A 21114-nucleotide genomic window follows, 5' to 3' on the forward strand; every position below is an offset into this window, starting at 1 on the left:
GGGCGATTTTTAGCCCCGTTTATTTATATAAGCGAACTATTCTCACTTATTCATTTTTTAATATTATTGATAAATCTAAAGCTGAATAAATACATTTTTAAAGCAACATAATCAGCAAGTTAAAATATTCTCATTTTTGCAAAAATCCGCAAGTTCATTTACTAAATTAGGGCTACTTATTCCGCAAGGATGGGCCTATATTAGTTAAAATACCTTAGCATTTGTGTGGACTTTGGGGTCACACCGCAAGGCAATGTCGTTCACTAACAAGAAAGAGAAAACACAATGAAAATCGCCCTTTTCATCCCGTGTCTAGTCAATCAAATGATGCCAGAGGTGGCCATTGCCACCTTGGAATTATTAGAGAAACTCGGGCACCAAGTGATTCTACCCGCGGGTCAAACATGCTGTGGCCAGCCGATGACAAACTCAGGTTGTTTCGATGCAGCGCGCAGTACCACCCTTAAATTGCTCAACGCCTTTAAGGGAGTGGAATGCGATGCGATTGTTTGCCCTGCCGCCTCTTGCTTAGTAGCCGCCAAAGAAAACTTCCACGAGTTTGATAGCAGCCCAGAAGCACAAGCTGTGATCAACAAACTCTATGAACTGACTGAGTTTTTACACGATATCGCGCCGATCCCCGCCTTTACCAAGCCCTTCGCGCACAAGGTAAGCCTGCAACTGAGTTGCCATGGCATCCGCATGCTAAACCTCGCCACCCCGAGTGAGCAAATGGGGCCAAGATTCAACAAAGTCGAAGCCGTACTCGCTAATATAGCGGGTTTAGACATAGTGTATCCCGACCGCCGTGACGAATGCTGCGGCTTTGGTGGCACCTTCGCCGTCGATGAAGGCGCAGTATCGGCTAAAATGGGAAAAGACAAGGCCCAAGCCCACGCTGCAACGGGTGCTGAGTATGTGGTGGGTTTTGATCCCTCATGCCTATTGCACCTTGATGGCATGATCCGCAGACAGCAATTGCCGATTGAAATTCGCCACATAGCGCAAGTGCTGAACGCCGCGATCTAGGAGACTCACCATGGCTTACAATCATAATCACGAGGCTAGTCAAGGCTCACAGGTCCATGCCCATAAAGCCGATATTTTTTGCCGCGACGAAACGCGTGTCGACTGGCATTCAAAAGCCCTGTGGATGCTCAGAGAAAAACGCGACCGCGCCGCGGGTAGCATCCCAGAGTGGGAACAACTGCGTCAGTTAGGCTCAGAAATTAAGCTGCACACGCTAACCCATCTTGCTCAATATCTTGAAACCTTTGAACAAAACTGTATCGCCAACGGCATACAAGTCCATTGGGCCAAAGACGGCGCCGAGCACAATCGCATCGTGCATGACATTTTATCTCGCCATAACGTCAAAAAATTAGTGAAGTCGAAGTCAATGCTGACCGAGGAATGTCACCTCAATCCGTACTTAGAACAACATGGTATTGAAGTCATCGATACCGACTTAGGTGAGCGGATTATTCAGCTCGCCAAAATGCCGCCATCACACATAGTGGTGCCCGCAATTCACATGAAAAAAGAAGAAGTCGGCGACCTCTTCCATGAACAACTCGGCACTAAAGCGGGCGAATCCGATCCCTTGTATTTGACCCGCGCCGCCCGCGCGCATTTGCGTGAAAAGTTCCTCACCGCAGATGCGGCAATGACAGGCGTGAACATGGCGATTGCCGATAAAGGCGCCGTAGTGGTCTGTACCAACGAAGGCAACGCCGACATGGGCACTAACTTGCCTAAGTTACAGTTGCATTCAATGGGGATCGATAAAGTGGTGCCCGATGTAGACAGCGCCGCCGTCTTGCTACGCACACTGGCACGTAACGCCACAGGTCAACCTGTTACAACTTACAGCGCCTTTTACCGTGGCCCACAGCCCGAAGGTGAGATGCACATTATTATCGTCGACAATGGCCGCACTGAGATGCTCAAGGATAAAATCCTAGCAGAATCATTGAAGTGTATTCGTTGTGGTGGCTGCCTCAATACCTGCCCTGTGTATCGTCGCTCTGGCGGTTACAGCTACAACTACACCATTCCGGGCCCAATTGGTATCGCAGTGGGCGCTAAGATTGATGACACAAACTCGATTGCTTGGGCCTGTACCTTGTGTGGCAGCTGTACCTATATCTGCCCGACTAAGGTGCCGCTCGATAAGATTATTTTCCACCACAGACGCCTTAAGGCAGAAGCAGGAAAACTCCCATACGGCAAAAACAGTTACATGCCATTAGTGGGTAAATTTATGGCAAGCGAAACCATGCTGAACTGCTCGATGAGTGTGGCGAGAACCGCACTGCGCATTCTACCGGGTAGCCTATTGAAACCCTTTAGCGGTGCATGGGGCAAATACCGTGAACTGCCCGTCGCCCCGAACTCCAGCTTTGAAGCTTGGTTTAAGAAACACAGGAGCCTATAAGATGTCTAGTAAACTTGAAATTCTCAATGCGCTCAAACTGTCGGCCTTAACAAATCATCCTATGCCGAGCATAGATGTGACGCCAAGAGTCGAAAACCTTGTCGGCCAGTTCGAGACCAACCTCAATACTGTCGCAGGTACACTACACAAAGAAGGTGGCATCGTTGCCTTGCAAGCCAAAGTCGATGAACTTATCGTCCAAGGGTTACAGGTGATCTCGTTAGTTGATGGAGTACAGGCCAACCGCGAAGTGCCCCCCACCGCCCATGAGCTAAAAGACATAGATTATGCGGTGATCCCAGGGGACATTGGCGTTGCCGAAAACGGCGCAATTTGGGTAAACAATAAAAATTTAGGCCACAGAGTCACGCCGTTTATCTGTGAAAACCTGATCTTAGCCCTACCCACCAATAAAATTGTGCCGAACATGCATCAAGCGGCAAAAGAAATCACCTTAGATGTCGGTGAGTTCGGGGTGTTTATCGCGGGTCCATCAAAAACCGCCGATATCGAACAAGCCCTCGTCGTCGGTGCCCACGGCGCCTGCAGCTTGAACGTGTATTTGCTCTAATGCCTCGAGATTTAATGTAACCAAGAAAATACAGAGGTTACAGGACAATCGAAACACAAAAGCCGCCTTCATTGGCGGCTTTCTTATCGAGACTTTACGGTTTCTATAGGGGTTGTCCACTCACACAGGCTTGCCATGGCATTCACTCGACGACTCGCAGCCAGTCCATCCGTGGATGCTCGACCGCCCCGTCCATGGGGTGGACGGTCGTCTCGCGAATCACCATGGCTCACCTTTTTAGCATTAGCGGAACCTGTGGATTGAAAAAATTACGCAACATACTTTTGGACAAAAGCGTGTTAGGTCATCAGCTATAACAGGTGAATTTCTCATAAAAATTTCTATAGGGTAACGTTTTGTTAAGGGGCGGGCTTTAGCCCATCCCAGTGAGCGAAGCGAACGGTTTGAACCATTTGTTATGCATGATGGTTGTCAGGGATAAGTGCTAATAGATCTGTAACGCCTACGTCTTGGCCTGCTTGGGCCAATAGCGTAGTCACTTGGCCTCGGTGATGTGTTTGATGATTAAAAAAATGTAGCATTAAACTAGAATATTGGCGGCAAGCTGGTATGCCTTTCATGTTTTTGTAGCTTAGTGTGTAGGAAAGATCCTGCTCTTTTAAGCTAGAAACCCATGTGACAACTAATTTATCAAGCCATTGACGAAAGTCATAAAGCTGTGTGAGGTCGGAGAATAATAAGCTATCTAAATTCGTTGGTTTGGGGGTTTCAATAATTGGCTTTAGAGTGAGTTTACAAGACGGGTGTTCAGCAAACCGTTGAAGCCAAATAGTATCGGCTACTGCAATGTGGTTAAGAGTTCCTAAGATTGACTTGAAGAAGGCGCCTCGGTCGCAGATTAGTTCTGGCGCTGACAGAGCTGCGGATGCATCGTATATCTTGAGGTTCATCCATTCATTGTAGTTTGCGAGTAATTCGAAGTGTTCTTGAAGACTCATCGGATTCTGTTCCATTATGCATAACGCATTAATCTAGCGAATCCCCAGATAAATTCGATGGGATTCAAATAAGTAGACACGCATGATGCTGTTTGATCTAATCAATTTCGCCAAAAACCTACTAGATCCAACATCATGCGTGATATCGACATATTACACGATTAGCAAAAAAATCAGGCCATCCATTTTAGATCAACAACATAATGCACTTTTGGTTTGTCTACAACGTGTACGAGCTAACATTGCTTAAAGTAGAGTCATAAAAAGTTGAAGGGCTAAAGTTGAGGCATAAAAATGAGCTAACTCATTAAAATATAGTGTATTTAAGACATGCTAACCCACCCAATAAAACAAATGGGCAGTGATTAGTTTGGTTAAGCAGGATTGCAGTTAGTTGCTGTGAAAGTGCTGACAGCTTGCCGCAAAGTGCCGTCGTCGCTTTTCTAAATGTTCGCAGTAATCGGTCAGTTCTGCGAGGACGCGGCATACAAACCTCCTTGTTTAATGCTTAACCCAAGCATAGTCGGAGGTTAACAACTGCGCTATTAAGGCTGGGTGTCTTTATATTCCTGTTTATATTCCCCTTATATTCACCCTCTTTTAGGCTTATTGCGATTATGGATAAACCATCCACAGACGGTACAAACCTTGTTCGACTTATGCGATTAGGTTACTCTCGCATCGCCAATTAAACCTTTGGGATGGATAGGATTTGCAAGGGATTCTCAACTACTACAAACAATGTTTTCAACATGATAGTGCCGAAATCAACCTCTGGTCTTGCCACAAGCTTGCCGAGCAAGATCAGCTATTACTCCAACATGAAGACGAGTTAAGCAGTGGCTTCCTACCCCGCTTACCAGTACCATTTGCTCCCGCCTCCGTATTATTGACCCGTAGCGCTTTGTATTTACGTGAAAAGGTATTATTGCACTGTTGTTTATTTTTCTGCGGCACAGTCGAACTTAATGGCGAAAAACGTAAAGTCGTGACACCACTCCTTTACCGCGAATGCCAATTACACACTGATGGCGATAACATTTACCTGCAAGGCAATGACACATTTCCTGGCCAAGGGCCATTCACCATCAATGAAGCACTATTAGAAAAATTAGTCGTTGAAGGTCACAGCTAAGTCAAGAGTTACGCGACAATCCAACAGACGTGAGCGCTTGGATATCTTGGCTGCGTGCAGGCCAAGCCGATGTAGACCCGAGTCATTTACTGCATTTTCCACAACTGATCGATGAAGCTGAATTCACTGGCTTATGCCGTAAACGTGGGCACTTTTTTGTCAGTCGAAGCCAAATCATACTTGCAGAGCGTTCACTCGCTAGTCGTGGCATTTTGCACGAACTCGACAAGCTAATAACAGCGCCTGAACTATCTGCGCCGCTTAAAGCGCTATTCGCAGAAACTCAACAAACAAGATCAACAAGCGACAATGTAGACACGCAAGAAGATTATCTTCCTGGGCTGTTAAGCCGCGCCCAAATTCAGGCGTTAAAGATAGCGGCCAGTAGCACATTAGGGCAGATTTCAGGTCCGCCTGGGACAGGTAAGAGTTACACAATCGCCACCGTTGCAGCGGAGCAGGTACTAAGGGGAAAATCTGTCCTCATCGTCGCCCACACAGATGTTGCTGTTGATGTGATTGCCGATAAGTTACAACAACAATTCCAGCTAGGTAGCAGTCTTATCCGAGCGGGTTCTCCGCAGTTTATTAAAATACTGAAAACTCAAATTGATGAAATGCTCCATGGTCAGCACCCTTCGGTTGACCAAGCTGTGACTGAAATTTTACTACGCCATGCAAAACAGCAACTTAATACTGTGATCCGTGAGCAAGCCAATATGGAAACAGGCTTTATACGCCATTGCCGACATGCTATACGTCGCGGCCAAAAACTGGCGACCTTACAACAAGGGCAATCGCGTTGGCGCTTAGGATTTTACAATTGGGCATACCGTGCGGGGATCAAACAGTTTGCACAACAATGGAATGTGCTCGATAAATTAACGACACTGATCGCGCAAAAAGAAAGCTTAAGCCTCAAATATCTACAATTGGCAACCAGCTATCGATTAAACCAATTACTCAAAAATAAACGCAATACCCTCGTGAGCTTCGCCACCGCGTTACGCGCACGGCAGTCCGCTAAGCAACTTGAAGGTTTCTACAAAACAGATTTTGATGCCTTAAAACAAACATTTCCTATTTGGCTATCTAGCCTTACCAGCTTACATAAAGTGCTTCCTATGGAGCTGCAAATGTTTGATTTGGTGATTATTGATGAAGCAACTCAAGCCAATATTGCCGAATGTTTACCTGCATTGCAGCGGGCAAAGGCGGCACTGGTTGTTGGTGATAACAAACAATTACGACATTTCTCGTTTTTATCCCGCGCGAAGCAAACCCAAATCCACACTCAGTTAGGACTCGCACAGGATTGTCGCGGGTTAATGAGCTATCGTGATGCGAGCATGCTCGACTTAGTATCGCAATCCCTCACGAGCCAGTCTCAAGTGGTATTTTTAAATGAGCATTTCCGTAGCAAACCTGAGCTGATCCAATTTAGTAATCAGCAATTTTACCAAGGCATGCTTAAGATTATGCAGCACAGACCCTGCACGAGTTCAGGGCACTTACATAGAATACAAGTAACAGGCGCGCGCGATAGCAAGGGAGTTAACAGACTAGAAGCGGAGGCTTTAATTCAAAAGTTATCACAACTGATTGATGACCAAATGAATACATTAGTGCCTTCCAGCATCGGCATTCTTTCTTGTTTCCGCAATCAAACAGAGTATTTATCCCAGCAAATCATGGTGCGTTTTAGTGCACAGCAAATAGAACGTCACCAATTGAGGATTGCTACGCCCTTTGGTTTTCAAGGGGAAGAGCGCGATATTATGCTGATCTCTTTTAGCATTACGGCCAACGACGGCCGCGCCGCCGTGTATTTAAATCGCGCCGATATGTTCAATGTCGCGATTACCCGAGCCAAACAGGCGCAATGGCTATTCTTATCCGTGCAAGAGCATGAACTGGCAAAGCACAGTTTACTGGCAAAGTACTTAGAGTCGGCAGGTCAATTTCAAGCAGCACATAATTATGTCGATACACTCGATACCTTTGGGCAGTCGGTGGCACAAGAGATTGAAAAAAAAGGGATTACAGTATGGCGCGCCTACCATATGGCGGGGCTCGAACTAGACATATTATGCCGTTATGGTAACCAATATTTAGCGATAGACTTAATCGGCTACCCAGGACCTTGGGCGGACTTTTTCGATATTGATATGTATAAACTCTTACAGCGTGCCGGGATTAAACTCATCCCCGTGAGCTATGGGCTTTGGTGTCAGCAGCGGGAACTTTGTATCCAACATATTTGCCAGCAATTAGGTATAACGCCCGCCTAAGCGGTATACAACGCTACTACCCAACTCAATCACAATAGCCTTAACCACCGCGGTTCAATGGGTCTGGAAACGCCACGCGTTAACAGTCCCTTATGAGACATTTGTTAAGCTTCATGAACTAAACATTTACAGTAAAGCTCATTTCCCTTGCCTGTGACGTAGATGACAGCTTGGTTGCGGGAGTTAACTAACTAATTTAAAAGGATTGTATTGTACTTATCCCAAGCATAATCGGAAGTTAACAACTGCGCTATTAAAGCTGGGTGTCTCTGTATTCTAGCTCTGAAATAATTTCTTTTTGTTGTTCTTTATTGAAAACATGAAGATCAAAAGATATATTTTTATTTTTACCGTATATTATTAATTTTTTTAAAAATATACCCAGTATTTTAAAACGCTTAAAATCACTCCATGAAATAGATTCAAGTGTTGTCATATTTATATAGCGCACTTCTTTATCAGTAAATTAAATAGCGTATTCGTCAACTTTAGATTTACCGGAGTTAAATATTGCAAGCCATAATGTAAGTAGTAGTGAAATTACTATTAAGCCAAGCAAGTAGACCTCAATAAAATACTCTCCCGGAGAGTAACCAAAATAAGAAGTAAGCAAAAAAAATAACAACAGAGAAATTACCGACGCTAGCGTATTTATTGATCGATATATAATGCTTTGTATTCTACCTTGCGAGTACTTCAATTTCAGGATTCCTTTTTTGGTACTTACGCCTTAATAACTGGCATGTAGGTTGGTGTTATTTTTTCGGCTTTTTATTTTGCAAAAATGATGACAACCGTAATACGTCCAGTTGATTAAATTTTTATTTTTTAGTACAGATACAGGCAGCCTTCTTGCTCTAATTGCATTGCAAGTTCAGAAGACCAAGTAAGTTCTGGATATTTCGATGCAATGGATTTTAACATACCAATACCAGATTCTTGTTGGTAATATGCAAACAAAATAACAGCAGCTTCCCTCATATAATCAGGATATCCCAAGTTATTGATTATAGATAAAAGTTTTATTTCTTTATTATCAATTAATGAAATTATTGCCTCAATATTTTGCCCTAGTGTTCCTCGTTCGAAAGAAAGTTCATCTTCATCAATTAAGGAGAATAATTTAACTACATTGGATTCAGAAAAATTAGAGATCTGGTTCCGTAATTCACTTCGCAAAATAGGTGGTATGCCTTTACCATTGAACCAATAAATATCAGGATGCCCAGGGATATGCGCCAAAACGTAAACAATTGTAGGATCTAAATCATTTATATCTCGACTTATAAAAGAATCAAAGACCGCTTGCCAAGCTATTGAATTATTACAATACAAATCCAATAAAACATGTAAACCCAAGCTATGCTCAGCATTGTTTTTAGATGACAAATAACTAATTGATTTATTTAGTGAAAGTTGAATTTGTTTTTTTAAGTGAATGGGTTTGAAAATTGTTTCAAAATTATCCGCAGTGAAACGTGAAAAATCCGCTTTGTTAAATGTTATTGAGTATGGTCCATTCACAATAGCATCAGGCTTGCTTTCTATATGATCTTTAATGTTTGTCCAATATGCTATTTTTTCATTCGGATCGTAAACAATGCCAATAATAGGTAGTGAGTGAGATTTCCAATATTCAAAATGTTGTTTCGATGCAGGGATACTACAAGAACTTTTAGTACAGAAAGATGCTCCAGATTTCACCTGAACAGCTAGAGTAATTCCTCTAACGTCTTCACCTTCGACAAGCTCTATAAAAGCATCATTACCATAATCATTCTCTTGATGAACTTCGTGAAAAATACTATTAGACGATTCAATTATGTCTCTTACATAATTAACCCCCTTTTTTGCCATCGCAGAACTTTTTAACTTCGTAGTACCCATATTACCTCAATAAAATATAACGCTTTGCTAATTGGCTGCCGCAGCGTAGCGTAGGCAGTCCAGTGGAGGCCACGCTGTTTGTGGCCGGAACGAAATTAAGCAACTTGTTGAACGAAGCCGCTTTGCGGCAGGAACAAGATAAAGCCATCCTTTTGCCCCTCATCCTAAATACTTGCTAGACGCGACCTGCTTCGGTCGCAAACCTAGGAGTATCATCATGGACATTCACGAACAACAACGCTTTGATTTACTTTATGAACAACATCTTACCAACTTAACCTTGCAAGGCAAGCGGCCTGCAACCATTGATGCCTATAGCCGAGCTATACGCCGTATTGCGGCATATTTTGACTGCTGCCCCGATACCCTGACCACCGATGATTTAAAACGCTATTTTGCTGATTTGATTGCCTCACATTCATGGAGCACCGTCAAACTCGATCGCAACGGTTTGCAGTTTTTCTACTTTCACGTCCTCAATAAATCTTGGCAGTGGCTTAATATTGTTAAGCCACCACAGGTGAAACACCTGCCCGATATCCTGACGCCCTGCGAGGTCGCGATGGTTATCAGCCTCACGCGTCAACTGCGTTATCAGGTTTGTTTCTTAACCCTGTACAGCATGGGATTGCGCCTTGGTGAAGCGATTTCATTGCAGGTCGGGGATATTGATGCAGGACTCATGCAGGTGCATATCCGTGATGCTAAAGGTGGCAAGGATAGACTGGTGCCGTTACCTCAACGCACCTTGTTAGCTTTACGCTATTATTGGCGCACCCACCGTCATCCTCGTTTGTTGTTTCCGGGTAAAGATAATCAACCTGATTCACTCATGGACAGAGGCGGGCTCCAAAAAGCCATGAAGCAAGTCATTTCCGAGTGCAACATTCATAAAGCCATCAGCCCGCACAGTCTACGCCACAGTTATGCCACCCATTTACTGGAGCAAGGACTCGATTTGCGCTCAGTGCAAACACTGCTTGGCCATCACAGCCTGAATACCACCGCCCGTTACACGCGGCTCACTGATATCACCCGTAAAAATACCTGTGAGGCAATTAACCAACTGACCAACGACTTAGCTTTGAGGTGGGAGTGTGGGTTATGAGCCAGTTTATCGATATTTTACGCCAACATCTGGCGGATTTTCGGCGGCGTTATGCCCATCAAATCACCCCAGAAATACATGCTGCTATCCATGCCATGCTCAGCTGTCGTTGCAACACGGCGAGGGTGAGTTGCTGGGATTGTCAAACCTGCGAGCAACAGCTTGAGTTTCCGCTCTCTTGTGGTCATCGTAGTTGCCCACAGTGCCAACACGGCACCACATGTGACTGGCTGAGTAAACAACAAGCCAAGTTATTACCGGTGAATTATTTTATGGTGACCTTTACCTTGCCGTTTGAATTAAGAGCCATAGCGAAGTCGCAACCCGAGCCGTTCTATCACGCCATGTTTACCGTGGCAGCGAGTGTACTCAAAGACTTTGCCGCACGCTCCCCTAAGCTCAGTGGTGACATCGGCTTCACCGGCGTACTGCATACTCACAGTCGGCGCAGAGACTACCATCCACATCTGCACTTCATTATCCCAGCAGGGAGCTACCACTCAGGCAAGCGGCAATGGCGCAAGTGTCAAACCCATTACTTATTTAACGCCTTTAATCTTGCCAAGGTGTGGCGAGCACGTTTACTGGCTTATCTGAGTGACACGCTTCAGCTTAAACTGCCACATCAATCCCAGTCGAAATGGGTGGTCGATTGTCAGTTCGTCGGTAAAGGTGCTCCTGCACTGCAATATCTGTCGCGCTACCTTTATCGGGGCGTTTTACCCGACAGCAGTATTTGTCGTCATGTCGATAATCAGGTGAGCTTTACCTATCAAGACAGTCAGACTCGCTGCCAACAAGTACGCAGCTTGCCCGCGGTCGAATTTCTGTGGTTGATATTACAACATGTGTTACCCAAAGGATTACGGCGAGTACGAGACTATGGCTTACTGCGAGGCAATGCCAAAAAGCTACGGCAACAAATCCAACTAATGTTGGCTGTCGCAGGTGCAGTGTTCCCCATGTTACCTGAGGTCAAACGTACCTTAGCCGTGCGCTATTGCCCTTGCTGCCATCAAGCTATGCATTTTATGGGTGTTCATATGCGTCATCGACCGACAGGCGCTAATATCACCGCTTAAGGCGAGAAGTATAAGGATAACGGGTTAACCAAACAGAATGAGGACTCGATAACAGCTTGATGAACAAGTGATAAAAATATTAGCTCGTTCGCTAAGGGCGGGTCATGTCTGCAAAAAAGTCTCTTTCAAAGTACGACCTTAGCACCCTCAAATTCTCAATCAGCTATTTGCATAATAAAGTGTCAACAACCAGCATCGGGCTTGTTCAACACTTGGGATAAGGTCGCGGCTACGCGCGGCCTATCCTTATTTGTTATGTGACATTTACAGGCCCAGCCTTAAAGATTGCAATTGCGGAAGCTACGCAACCTAAAATAATCATAGCTGCCGTTAAATCTGGAGTTCGCTCCCATACCACAAGGTATTCACTTAACCATGCAGGGAATAAAATTGAGTATGGAATATATAGAATGATAAACACTAACCACGCGATATATTCTAAAACGACTTTCCCTTTTATTTTGCCTCGGACTGCAACATTCGCTTTCGCTATATAAATGCACGAAAGAAAATAAATACTTAAACCGAACATGAAGAGTAAAATGCTGCCCCCTTATGACACATAACGTCTTAGTATTTATGCGCTGCGCTGTTTACCTCATTAGACCAGTAAAAACGCGCATTGTTAACTAGTTGTATTGCAAAGAACTTATCAGCTTTCTATCAAATAAAAAAGCCCTGAAAACGCGCATGCGCGTTTTCCAAACCTATTAACTAATTTGGCAAAAACATATCTCAATGATTTTAATAGACTTTGTTAATTTAAGGCTGGAAAAACACGCAAACGAATAAGCCTGGAAACACTCAAAACCCATTCGTTTTTAATACGACTGTATGCCTATCGAGTTTTGAACATTCAAATAATCAAATAAAGCGCTAAGAGCAGGGTTTATATATGATATTTTGTAGGGCAACTCATTCGTCAGTTTGCGATGGTTTAAATGTGTTGTAACAAGCTTTGAGGCAAAGCTGAACGAACAGGTAGAGGGTCAGTGAGGATTGGCATTGTTGTAACAGTGACCGTTGGCGACATGGATGTCGCCGTCGAGCCTATAGGGATACTTCTTATGAAATAAAGAGACGGCGAGTCACTGGGGAAACAATGACAATGAATGCCGCGTAACTCAGTTATCTTGCTTTGGGTACTTTCCATTTAAAATGGCAGCGTTGAGATACCTACGCTGCCATTTTAGTGTGATGCTTTATTCGAGGCTTTACCTATTTCAGCATCAGACTAAGTACGCAGTAATAGATCCACTCTCAAACACCACCAATCTCTTGCGAGATAAACTACATAAAGGCTTTGGTGAAGGCTTCCTTCGACTGGCGAATATAGTTACGGGCGCTTTGGGCGTGTTGCTCCCATACGGCGCGATCGCTTGGGTCAGTGAAGGGGTTTTGTTCAGTAGCAATCGAACGTTCAAACTTATCGTAGAAGGTCAGCATGGCAGAAGTGATCTGGTTAAAACGCTCCTTAAACTCTTGAAATTCATCAATCTTCTCAGTGGTTTTAATCATGTACTGCACCAGTTCAGCATTGCTATTCGAAGCCAATAAAGCTTCGGCTTTCGCACTGATATTGGCACTGGCCTCAGTAATCACAAGTGCTCGGGTCTGCTCGTCTTTACTCATCACTCGGCTGTAGTTTTCAGGCGTGCGGACAATGCCGGCATGCTGCAAATAACCACGCAGATGCTTATCGAGATCCTTACGGAAAGTGTCTAAGTTCTTCTGCATGCTGACTAAATCATTATCTAGTGCTGTGACTTGTTGCAGCTCTTTTTCGATTTCAGACATAAAGCGTTCGGCCTGCTGATAAATTTTCAGGCCATTTTCTTCGGCAAACTTTTTATCGCTACGACTCAAGTCGCTGTTGTCATAATTAGAGCGATCGAAGGTCGCGGCCAAGAATGATTTAAAGGGTTCGGCAAAGGCGGAATAAGCACCGGCACTGACCACATTTAAGGTCGCGGTGGCTAAATCGCCAAAGGGTTTCACCATAGAACCCAAGCGTGCCTGCTGGATAGGTGATGCCACACGTTTAGTGTCGGATAGCACCGACCTAAAGGTGTTATATCCCATAGGGTTAGACATCTTGTTGCGCTCAGAGGTTGCCAACACAAAGGTGATACTGGAATAGATGGCATTCGAGTATTCGAGGTATTGTCTTTGGCTCTCAAGCTGGGCGGCGTAATTTTTACCTAAGGTGCGGAACGACTCAGACTGCACTTCGTAGTTCTTGTCAGCTTTAAGCTTATCTAAAATCCCGCCGATAATTTTCTGCTCATTTTTTTGCAGGGCCATATCGAGGCGAATTTTATCTAAACTCAAATCATCCAGACTGATGGGGCCATTAATGGACTCAATGTCGAGGCGAATATACTGGCGGCTCGGATCGTCGATAGAGACTCTGTGCGCCAAATACTCGTTCGCACCCGGAGTGATATCGATTAAGGCAACATGCTGCCACTGGGCATCGAGCTTTAATACTGGTGAGGTTAATACATTGATTCGATACTGGGTTTGAGTATTTTGGGTTTTAACCCAAAACTCCAACAGACCCGCTTCAGAAATGGGGTACTTGCTGACTATGCTGCTATTGCCTTCGGCACATAACAGCGCACTTTCACCACTGTGGGGTTCTGCGCCTTCAAATTGACAACCCATGATCCACGACCAAGGTTGAGATAAACGATTGCCTTCAAAGTCGCTGGCAAACACTAACTCATTCTCTTTGGCACTGGCATTAACTGTGGTTAACACGCCAAGCAACAGCATAGAAATGACTGCAGTGGTGCGCATAAGGGCCTCATAAAACATAAATTACTAAAATCAACGAGCGAGTCATTCGGCTCAATACCCAGTTATATCGACGATCAACTGACCCAAATTTCAAAGCGAATCTAGCTGGTTTTCTGAGGGTTATGACCTCGAAAAAACCACCCGCTTGAAGGCGTCATTTTTGATAGCAGATTAAACCAGCGAAATGTATCAGAGGCCATCATCCCACGCTAGCCCTAAGTCATGTTTGGCGCAGAAAGATAGCAGTTGAATAGCAATCGGGGCCATGAATCGCCCCGATACTGAAAACAATAGTGAACTTAATGGTGAAATCGGTTATGAAACTCAGCGAAAACTAACCACTTATGTCCGCTATTCTGGTTCTGTTCTTCCCGCTTGTCTGGCCGCTTATTTTGCCCTCTTCCCTCATCATCAGCGCACGCAAAAAAACAGCCAAAACCAAGATCCAAGCAAAACAGGATTATTGCAGCCGCGCCTCGACTCGCTTCATGGCGTAGAACATCCATATCGTCAGAATAGTGCTACAGGTTGCGAGCGATACCCACACACCAATCACGCCAAACATCCAAGCGAAGCAGTAGATAATCGCCGCGATCAGGATAAGTTTCGCGCCAGTCAGCATAGAGGCTTGTTTCGAGCAATTAATCGCTTGGAAGAAACTCGCACCGACTAAGATTAAGCCTTCCATCGGTAAGCCCCAGAAATACCAGCGCATCCCTTCAATCGCCACGGGCGTTAGGTTCTGATTATCGCCAGCAAACAAATACACTAGCCATTCAGGGCGAGAATAAATCAGCGCTAAGCCCAAGGCTGCGGTGAGCAGCGTCATGCCAAAGGCAATATTACGTGCCTGCTTAACCCTATCGAAACGCCCAGCGCCCGCATTAAAGCTATAAATTGGCTGCGTGCCGAGGGCAATACCTTCAAAAATCAAATAGAAGAATGCTTCTGTGTAACTGACTACGCCATAGGCTGCCACGTGTAAGGGGCCGCCCACCCACAAAAAAGCTGTGTTATGCAGGGTTAACACTATCGATAAATAAAGGTTCATCAAAAAGCTGGGTAAACCCACGCGGGCTATGTTCAAGCAATTGTCGAGCTTAAGCTTCATCTGCTCAAGGTCGATCCTCAACTGAGTCCGAGGACTGAAAAAGTGCTGCAAACACAAAAGCCCCGTCACCGCCTGCGACATCATGGTCGCAATCGCAGCGCCCGCTAAACCAAAGGGGAAGACCACAATAAATAGCCAATCTAAGAAAGTGTTTAATACGCCGCCCAAGATCAACACCCAAGTCACCATAGATGGCCGACCGTCATTACGCAGCAATGTGGTGAAGGTCATTGAAATAATGGGGAAATGACACAGGGCAAAATACCAGAACAGGTATTCGTTGGCATTTTCGAGAATGTCCCCCTGCGCCCCGAGGGCGATCAAAATATCCCGCGAGAATATCCCACCAATGAGGGCAAAAATGGCCCCCGCCAATAAACACAAACTAAAGGCATTACCAAGTAATTTACGGGCCTTAGCCACATTGCCTTGACCAAGGTTGATCGACACTAATGCCGCGCTGCCCATGCCTATCATGGCGCCAATCGCATACAAAATAGCGCCGACTGGATAGGCTAACATCATCCCCGCCAGCCCAGTTTCACCCAAATAGTGGCCAACGAAGATGCCATCAATCGTCACATAGACGCCCGTCACCAACATAGAGGCGATGGTGGGTATGGTATAGCGCCAAAAAAGCTTCGCAATCGGCTCCTCGAGCAGGCTCATATCCGCAGAAATGTGATTAGATGTTGTTGCAGTCATTCGCGTATCTCATAGAAAGGAGCAAGGCCATATAAATATAGAAAAAATATGTGTGTGAACAAAAATACGGCGGTGTATTGTACCTAAAACAAGTCAGAACACAAAGTGTGATATAAGCTTGAAATCGGAACAAATATCAATAATAACAATTTGATATGGTGAATAAAAAAGACTAGTCAAATCGAAAAATAAATAAAGTCTACTCACTCCCTCTCACTTACTGATCAATTTTTACTACTTTTTTGGTATTTTAGGCCGAATTAGGTAAAGTATCAGCTTGAACAAGACCATTACGCGTATTTTAACGAAGTAAAATCAATAAAGATTAAAACTTAAGATACTAATAATTAATGGATTAATGTAAAAAACACTGAATAAAAACAATAAGGGAAGGACATGAGTCAGAATCGTCCAAATGCAGGTAACGACCTGCGGGAAGTCAAACAGCTCGGAATGTGGGCCTCCATTACTAGCTTAGGTTATATATTTTGGCTGGTCGGCGGTATGGAGTTAGTCGAGCGTATCGCTTACTACGGCGTAAAAGCCAGTGCGGGGCTGTACGCTAAAGCGCCTGAGTCTGCTGGCGGCCTAGGGATCAGCCTAAGCGACTACGGCATTATTATTTCCCTCTGGGCGATCATGCAAACCTTTGTGCCCGTGTTCACCGGTGGCATGTCTGACCGCGTCGGCTACAAAGAAACCATCTTTGGCTCCACCATTATTAAAATCTTTGGCTATCTGGTGATGGCATTCTTCCCCAGTTTTTGGGGCTTCCTTGCTGGCGCATTACTCCTCGCCATCGGTACAGGGATATTTAAACCGGGCATTCAAGGCACCTTAGTGCTGTCCACCAATCGTAATAATACCTCGATGGCTTGGGGCATTTTTTACCAAGTCGTCAACATTGGCGGCTTCCTCGGGCCGTTAGTGGCCGTACATATGCGCCAATTGTCGTGGGACAATGTGTTTTTCGCCTGCGCCGCAATTATCTCACTCAACTTCTTATTTTTATTGACCTATACAGAACCAGGCAAAGCCGAGCGACTCGCACGTAACAAACAAATCAAGTCGGGTGAAGTCAAACAAGAAGCCCTGTGGCGCGATGCTTGGCGTGAACTGAAAAAGCCGATTGTGATCTACTACATGCTGGTATTTGCAGGCTTTTGGTTCTTGTACAATGCCCTATTCGATGTGTTGCCTATCCATATTTCCGAATGGGTCGATACCAGCGTAATCGTCACATCCCTCTTTGGCAGCGAAGGCACCAGTAACGGCATTCTACAATTCTGGCTTGGCCTCAATAACGAAGGCACTAAGGTGATGCCCGAAGGCATGCTCAACCTTAATGCAGGCCTTATCATGACTTGCTGCTTTATCGTCGCCGCGCTGACGGCTAAATACCGCATCACTACCGCCATGTTTATTGGTTGTTTGCTGAGTATTTTGGCTTTTGTGTTTATCGGCGCCTTCCATGCGGCTTGGTTTATCGTGCTCGCGATCGCTATGTTCTCCATTGGCGAAATGATGATTAGCCCGAAGAAAAATGAGTTTATGGGCAACATAGCGCCCGAAGGTAAAAAAGCCATGTACTTGGGCTTTGTGATGTTACCCCAAGGGATCGGCTGGGGATTAGAAGGCTACTTTGGCCCTAAACTCTATGAAATTTATGCATCGAAGGAATTGTTTTCGCGGGATTTATTGTTAGAGCGCGGCATGAACAGTACTGAGGTTAGCGCCATTCCCCAAGGTGAAGCCTTTACTACCTTGGTGAGCTACACAGGTGAAAGCGCCCAGGATCTCACCCAGTTGCTGTACCACAGCCATAACATTGGCATGGCGTGGTATATCATCGCCGCCATAGGGACTATCTCAGCGGTGGGGATTTTTATCTATGGTAAGTGGTTACTCACACTGCAAAGAGCCCAACAAGCCGCCTAAGCGGGACTCGCTAACCTCATTCGAGGTAAGGGCGATAAAGACAATATAAGGGCTAAATAAAGGGCAAGGTGAGGAGCGATCTTCATCTTGCCTTATCAGTATCAAAAAGGACGCGTCAGCAGCTCAGGCGTAAATTGTTCAGGCGACAGCAATAAACCTAAGCTCTCGATTTGTGCATTCAAACGATTGAGATCTTGAGTCAGCGCAGGCAAGGTCAGGGTATTGTCATCGAGCTCATACACTTGCCTTAAACTCGTGTAATAAAACAGCAGTATAATCAAAGCATTCACATCATTTTGCGCCGCAGCGGCTTTAATCTTTATCAACTTGCGATAGATACGATTATGGAGCTGCTTTAATTGCCACACATAATAAATTTCGCTGAAGAAGGGTTTGTCCTTCAAGTTATAAATCACTGCGCTACACAGACCCAGACTGAAAATCACCCCTAAGAGATTCAAATGGAAATTACCTGTAGGCTCGCCCGGCACAGGCGTTGCCCCAAACAGCGCAATCAGCCCTGCACCCAAAAGCAATGACAGCACTACTAAGCTAACAACTAAAATTACGATGAATAAATTCATGTTTTTACGATACAAGGTTTTATCTATTTCCTGCAGCTTCATAACATCCCGCTCAAATAGGCCGCCTAGCGTTGGCGTATCAATCAATTAGTGGCAGAGCATACCCCAATCCCCTTTATTCGGCCTTAACTGATTTAAACGCATAACTAAAATACATTTCTCATCCTCACCCGCAAGCGATACAAATTGACACCTTTAGGTATCATTAAACGATCTGAGGGATAGGATGATGTATCAATTGAAGATCAACGGCTTAATACCCTTACGATTCTCACTAATCTCACGTTTATCTCAAAACATAAAAATGTTAACGTGCGCCCCAATCAAGGTAAAATTTGCTAACCTTAATCTCAGTGAATTTCATCATGGTATCGCCACCTTTTACGAGATACCTAGCCTTAAGCCCCCGCATTCAAACCACACAAGGAATGCCATGATACTCAGCAAAGCCTTTGCACAAGTCGTCCTTTTGGCGTTCAGCAGCCTTTGCTTGACTGCGCAGGCCAAAGACCTGCTCGCGGTGGGTGCGAGCTTCAGCCAAATTTTCGAACTACAGCCCAATGGCGAATATACCGGCTTAGGTGTCGATATTTTAAATCGCTTCGCCCAGCAGCAAAGTGTGAACATTCACTATCAAATTACCCCTTGGCGCCGCGCCATTTCTATGGTCGAACGTGGCCAAGCGGATATTCTTATTGGTCCCTACGATACCCCAGAGCGTGAAGCGAACTTGGCTTTTGCGACGAAAGCCTTTTACCGCGATAACATGGTGTTCTATGCACGTGTAGGCAATGAAATAGTATGGAATGGCGACTATGCCAGCATTAAAGGTCAACGGATTGGTAAGATGCAGGGTTGGAGTTATGGCCCGACGTTTAATGAACAAACTAAATCATTGAACATCAATGAATTTGTCGATATTAAAAGCGGGATAGAACGCCTCTCTCGGGGTGATTTAGATTTACTCGCCACAAACAGCCGTAATACCGATGCTGTGCTCGCCCAAATCAAAATCCCTAAGGCAATTACCCCGATCACGCCGATAATCGATGTTCAAGACGGTTTTATGGCGTTTCCGAAACAGGCGAAATTTGATCCCTTAAGACATAGGTTTGACAGTTTTTTCGATGAGATGATCCAAAATGGCACCTTTACGACACTCGGCCAAAAATATCACGTAACCTTGCCTTACTGAGCCTGCGCGATTGATCATGCACGACTGTTCCTTCATGTACGACCGCTGCAACCGTATTCGCCCCCGCCTGACCTATGCTCACATGTGTAATAAAGGGCGATGGGAAGCCAGTGAGCAGCTAATCGTTAGCAAAGACAGGCGAGCAACTGCTGCTCTATCTCGTCCCAATTGACTTCGTCCACGGTAATCATTTCTAGTCTGGAATCTAAGGTGTCATCGAGTTCAACCACAGTAAACTCATGATCAATCCAGTTAAATCCGGCGATGCCCTCAGAGGTGATCATCACGGCCTTTAATCTCAGCAATACTTGCCCGACGTCTGATAACTGAGTGTGGCGTTGAATAAACGCCATTAATTTATCGAAATCAAACTCTTGCCTTGGATCAAACACCCAGCCACAGCTAAAACAGCCTTCGCCTTGATTCTGCTTGCGCACTATGCCGCGTGCATCAAATTCGAGTGCGACTTCGATTGCACCTTCGGCAAAGAGGCTTAGCTCACTCAAACGCGAACCACCCGTGCGGAACAAGCTAGGAGCAGTCGTTGTAAGATTACCTAGCTTAGGGACTATGCCACCATTACTGCTCATATTGAGTGACACGCGCCTTGGTTGGTTTAAATAATACAGCAGCGCGCTAGGTAAAGGTTGCTGGTTAGTGTGGCTCACAACAGGAATATCAGTGCGCTCGATATGACTTAAATAGGTCTGTAACTCATAGAGTAACTTAGTATTTTCAGCGTCATATAAATCCGACTTAGTCGCGATAATCACATCGGCCACTTGCAGCTGTTGGATGAAGTTTGCATGTTCGCGATAGCGGGGATCGTGGATTTTACGCGCGTCCACCAAACATAAAGTACTGCGCAGTGAAATCACATTCTGATAATGGGGTGCACTCAATACTTTAATGATTTCATTAGGATGCCCAAGCCCAGTCGGTTCAATCAATAAGCGATCAGGTTTTGCTTTCGCAATCAACTGATTGATCGCCACTTGCGTCGGCACGCCCGCGGCGCAGCACATACAGCCACCCGCTACCTCACGAATTTGTATGCCGTTATCGGAGGAGTTCAGTAATCCCGCATCAATGCCAACCTCACCAAACTCATTGACCAGCACAGCCCAAGTCTCATCCGCGGGTTTAGTCGCCAGCAATTGTTTAATCAGAGAGGTTTTACCTACGCCTAAAAAACCTGTGATGATATTGGTGGGAATCGCTTTGATAATCATAAGGAAACTCGCTCGAATAGAAAGCTTGGCGCTCGAGTGTAGAAGTATTGGCTTTGAAGCTCAACAAAAAGCGCATC

14 protein-coding genes and 1 pseudogene are annotated in these 21114 nt (G+C 45.1%); 8 read left to right on the plus strand and 7 right to left on the minus strand.

Annotated features, from left to right (window positions below):
* The first annotated feature begins 285 nt into the window (after positions 1-285).
* From DYH48_RS14470 to DYH48_RS14480, 3 genes are read left to right on the plus strand one after another with little or no spacing between them, the layout of a single operon-like run.
* Positions 286-1029 carry a (Fe-S)-binding protein gene (locus DYH48_RS14470; RefSeq protein WP_115335188.1) on the plus strand — a complete coding sequence of 248 codons (744 nt, stop codon included), beginning with the start codon at positions 286-288 and terminating at the stop codon, positions 1027-1029.
* A 10-nt stretch (positions 1030-1039) separates the two neighbouring features.
* Positions 1040-2437: a lactate utilization protein B gene (locus DYH48_RS14475; RefSeq protein ID WP_115335189.1), complete on the plus strand. Its 1398-nt coding sequence runs from the start codon at positions 1040-1042 to the stop codon at positions 2435-2437.
* Position 2438: 1 nt separating this feature from the next.
* Complete coding sequence (locus tag DYH48_RS14480; protein ID WP_115335190.1) at positions 2439-3008, plus strand: LutC/YkgG family protein; 570 nt, start codon at positions 2439-2441, stop codon at positions 3006-3008.
* 416 nt (positions 3009-3424) lie between these two features.
* On the opposite strand, the gene DYH48_RS14485 is transcribed toward DYH48_RS14480, so the two are convergent.
* Positions 3425-3967, minus strand: coding sequence for a DinB family protein (locus DYH48_RS14485; protein WP_115335191.1), 543 nt, complete (start codon positions 3965-3967; stop codon positions 3425-3427).
* A 712-nt stretch (positions 3968-4679) separates the two neighbouring features.
* Here DYH48_RS14485 and DYH48_RS14490 point away from each other — a divergent pair.
* Positions 4680-7393: pseudogene (locus DYH48_RS14490) on the plus strand (DEAD/DEAH box helicase).
* A 253-nt stretch (positions 7394-7646) separates the two neighbouring features.
* Here the strand turns inward: DYH48_RS14490 and DYH48_RS14495 are convergent.
* Together DYH48_RS14495 and DYH48_RS14500 are read right to left on the minus strand one after the other, a co-directional pair.
* Positions 7647-7829, minus strand: a complete 183-nt coding sequence (locus DYH48_RS14495; protein WP_115335192.1) for a hypothetical protein — start codon at positions 7827-7829, stop codon at positions 7647-7649.
* 392 nt (positions 7830-8221) lie between these two features.
* The gene (locus DYH48_RS14500) at positions 8222-9280 is read right to left on the minus strand and encodes a DUF4365 domain-containing protein (protein ID WP_115335193.1); all 1059 of its coding nucleotides are present in this window, start codon (positions 9278-9280) and stop codon (positions 8222-8224) included.
* Between the two features lie 217 nt (positions 9281-9497).
* Here DYH48_RS14500 and DYH48_RS14505 point away from each other — a divergent pair, with 217 nt between their 5' ends.
* Complete coding sequence (locus DYH48_RS14505) at positions 9498-10388, plus strand: tyrosine-type recombinase/integrase (protein WP_115334422.1); 891 nt, start codon at positions 9498-9500, stop codon at positions 10386-10388.
* The gene (locus tag DYH48_RS14510; protein ID WP_115334421.1) at positions 10385-11470 is read left to right on the plus strand and encodes an IS91 family transposase; all 1086 of its coding nucleotides are present in this window, start codon (positions 10385-10387) and stop codon (positions 11468-11470) included. Before DYH48_RS14505 ends, DYH48_RS14510 begins: the two co-directional genes overlap by 4 nt.
* A gap of 1290 nt (positions 11471-12760) precedes the next feature.
* Here DYH48_RS14510 and bdpA read toward each other — a convergent pair.
* Entirely contained in the window at positions 12761-14272 is a 1512-nt protein-coding gene (bdpA, locus tag DYH48_RS14520) for a BAR domain-like protein A BdpA (protein WP_115335195.1), read from the minus strand.
* Positions 14273-14732: 460 nt separating this feature from the next.
* Complete coding sequence (locus DYH48_RS14530) at positions 14733-16088, minus strand: MATE family efflux transporter (protein ID WP_115335196.1); 1356 nt, start codon at positions 16086-16088, stop codon at positions 14733-14735.
* Between the two features lie 396 nt (positions 16089-16484).
* Between DYH48_RS14530 and DYH48_RS14535 the strand changes: the two genes are divergently transcribed.
* Complete coding sequence (locus tag DYH48_RS14535) at positions 16485-18026, plus strand: MFS transporter (protein ID WP_115335197.1); 1542 nt, start codon at positions 16485-16487, stop codon at positions 18024-18026.
* 101 nt (positions 18027-18127) lie between these two features.
* On the opposite strand, the gene DYH48_RS14540 is transcribed toward DYH48_RS14535, so the two are convergent.
* Positions 18128-18652: a DUF3087 family protein gene (locus DYH48_RS14540; RefSeq protein WP_011846271.1), complete on the minus strand. Its 525-nt coding sequence runs from the start codon at positions 18650-18652 to the stop codon at positions 18128-18130.
* A 391-nt stretch (positions 18653-19043) separates the two neighbouring features.
* Here DYH48_RS14540 and DYH48_RS14545 point away from each other — a divergent pair, with 391 nt between their 5' ends.
* Positions 19044-19805, plus strand: a complete 762-nt coding sequence (locus DYH48_RS14545; protein WP_115335198.1) for a substrate-binding periplasmic protein — start codon at positions 19044-19046, stop codon at positions 19803-19805.
* A gap of 125 nt (positions 19806-19930) precedes the next feature.
* Here the strand turns inward: DYH48_RS14545 and DYH48_RS14550 are convergent, their stop codons facing one another.
* Positions 19931-21037, minus strand: coding sequence for a CobW family GTP-binding protein (locus DYH48_RS14550; protein ID WP_115335199.1), 1107 nt, complete (start codon positions 21035-21037; stop codon positions 19931-19933).
* Between the last annotated feature and the right edge of the window lie 77 nt (positions 21038-21114).

Origin of the sequence: Shewanella baltica (genome assembly GCF_900456975.1) — a bacterium.
Classification (GTDB): Bacteria; Pseudomonadota; Gammaproteobacteria; order Enterobacterales; family Shewanellaceae; genus Shewanella; species Shewanella baltica.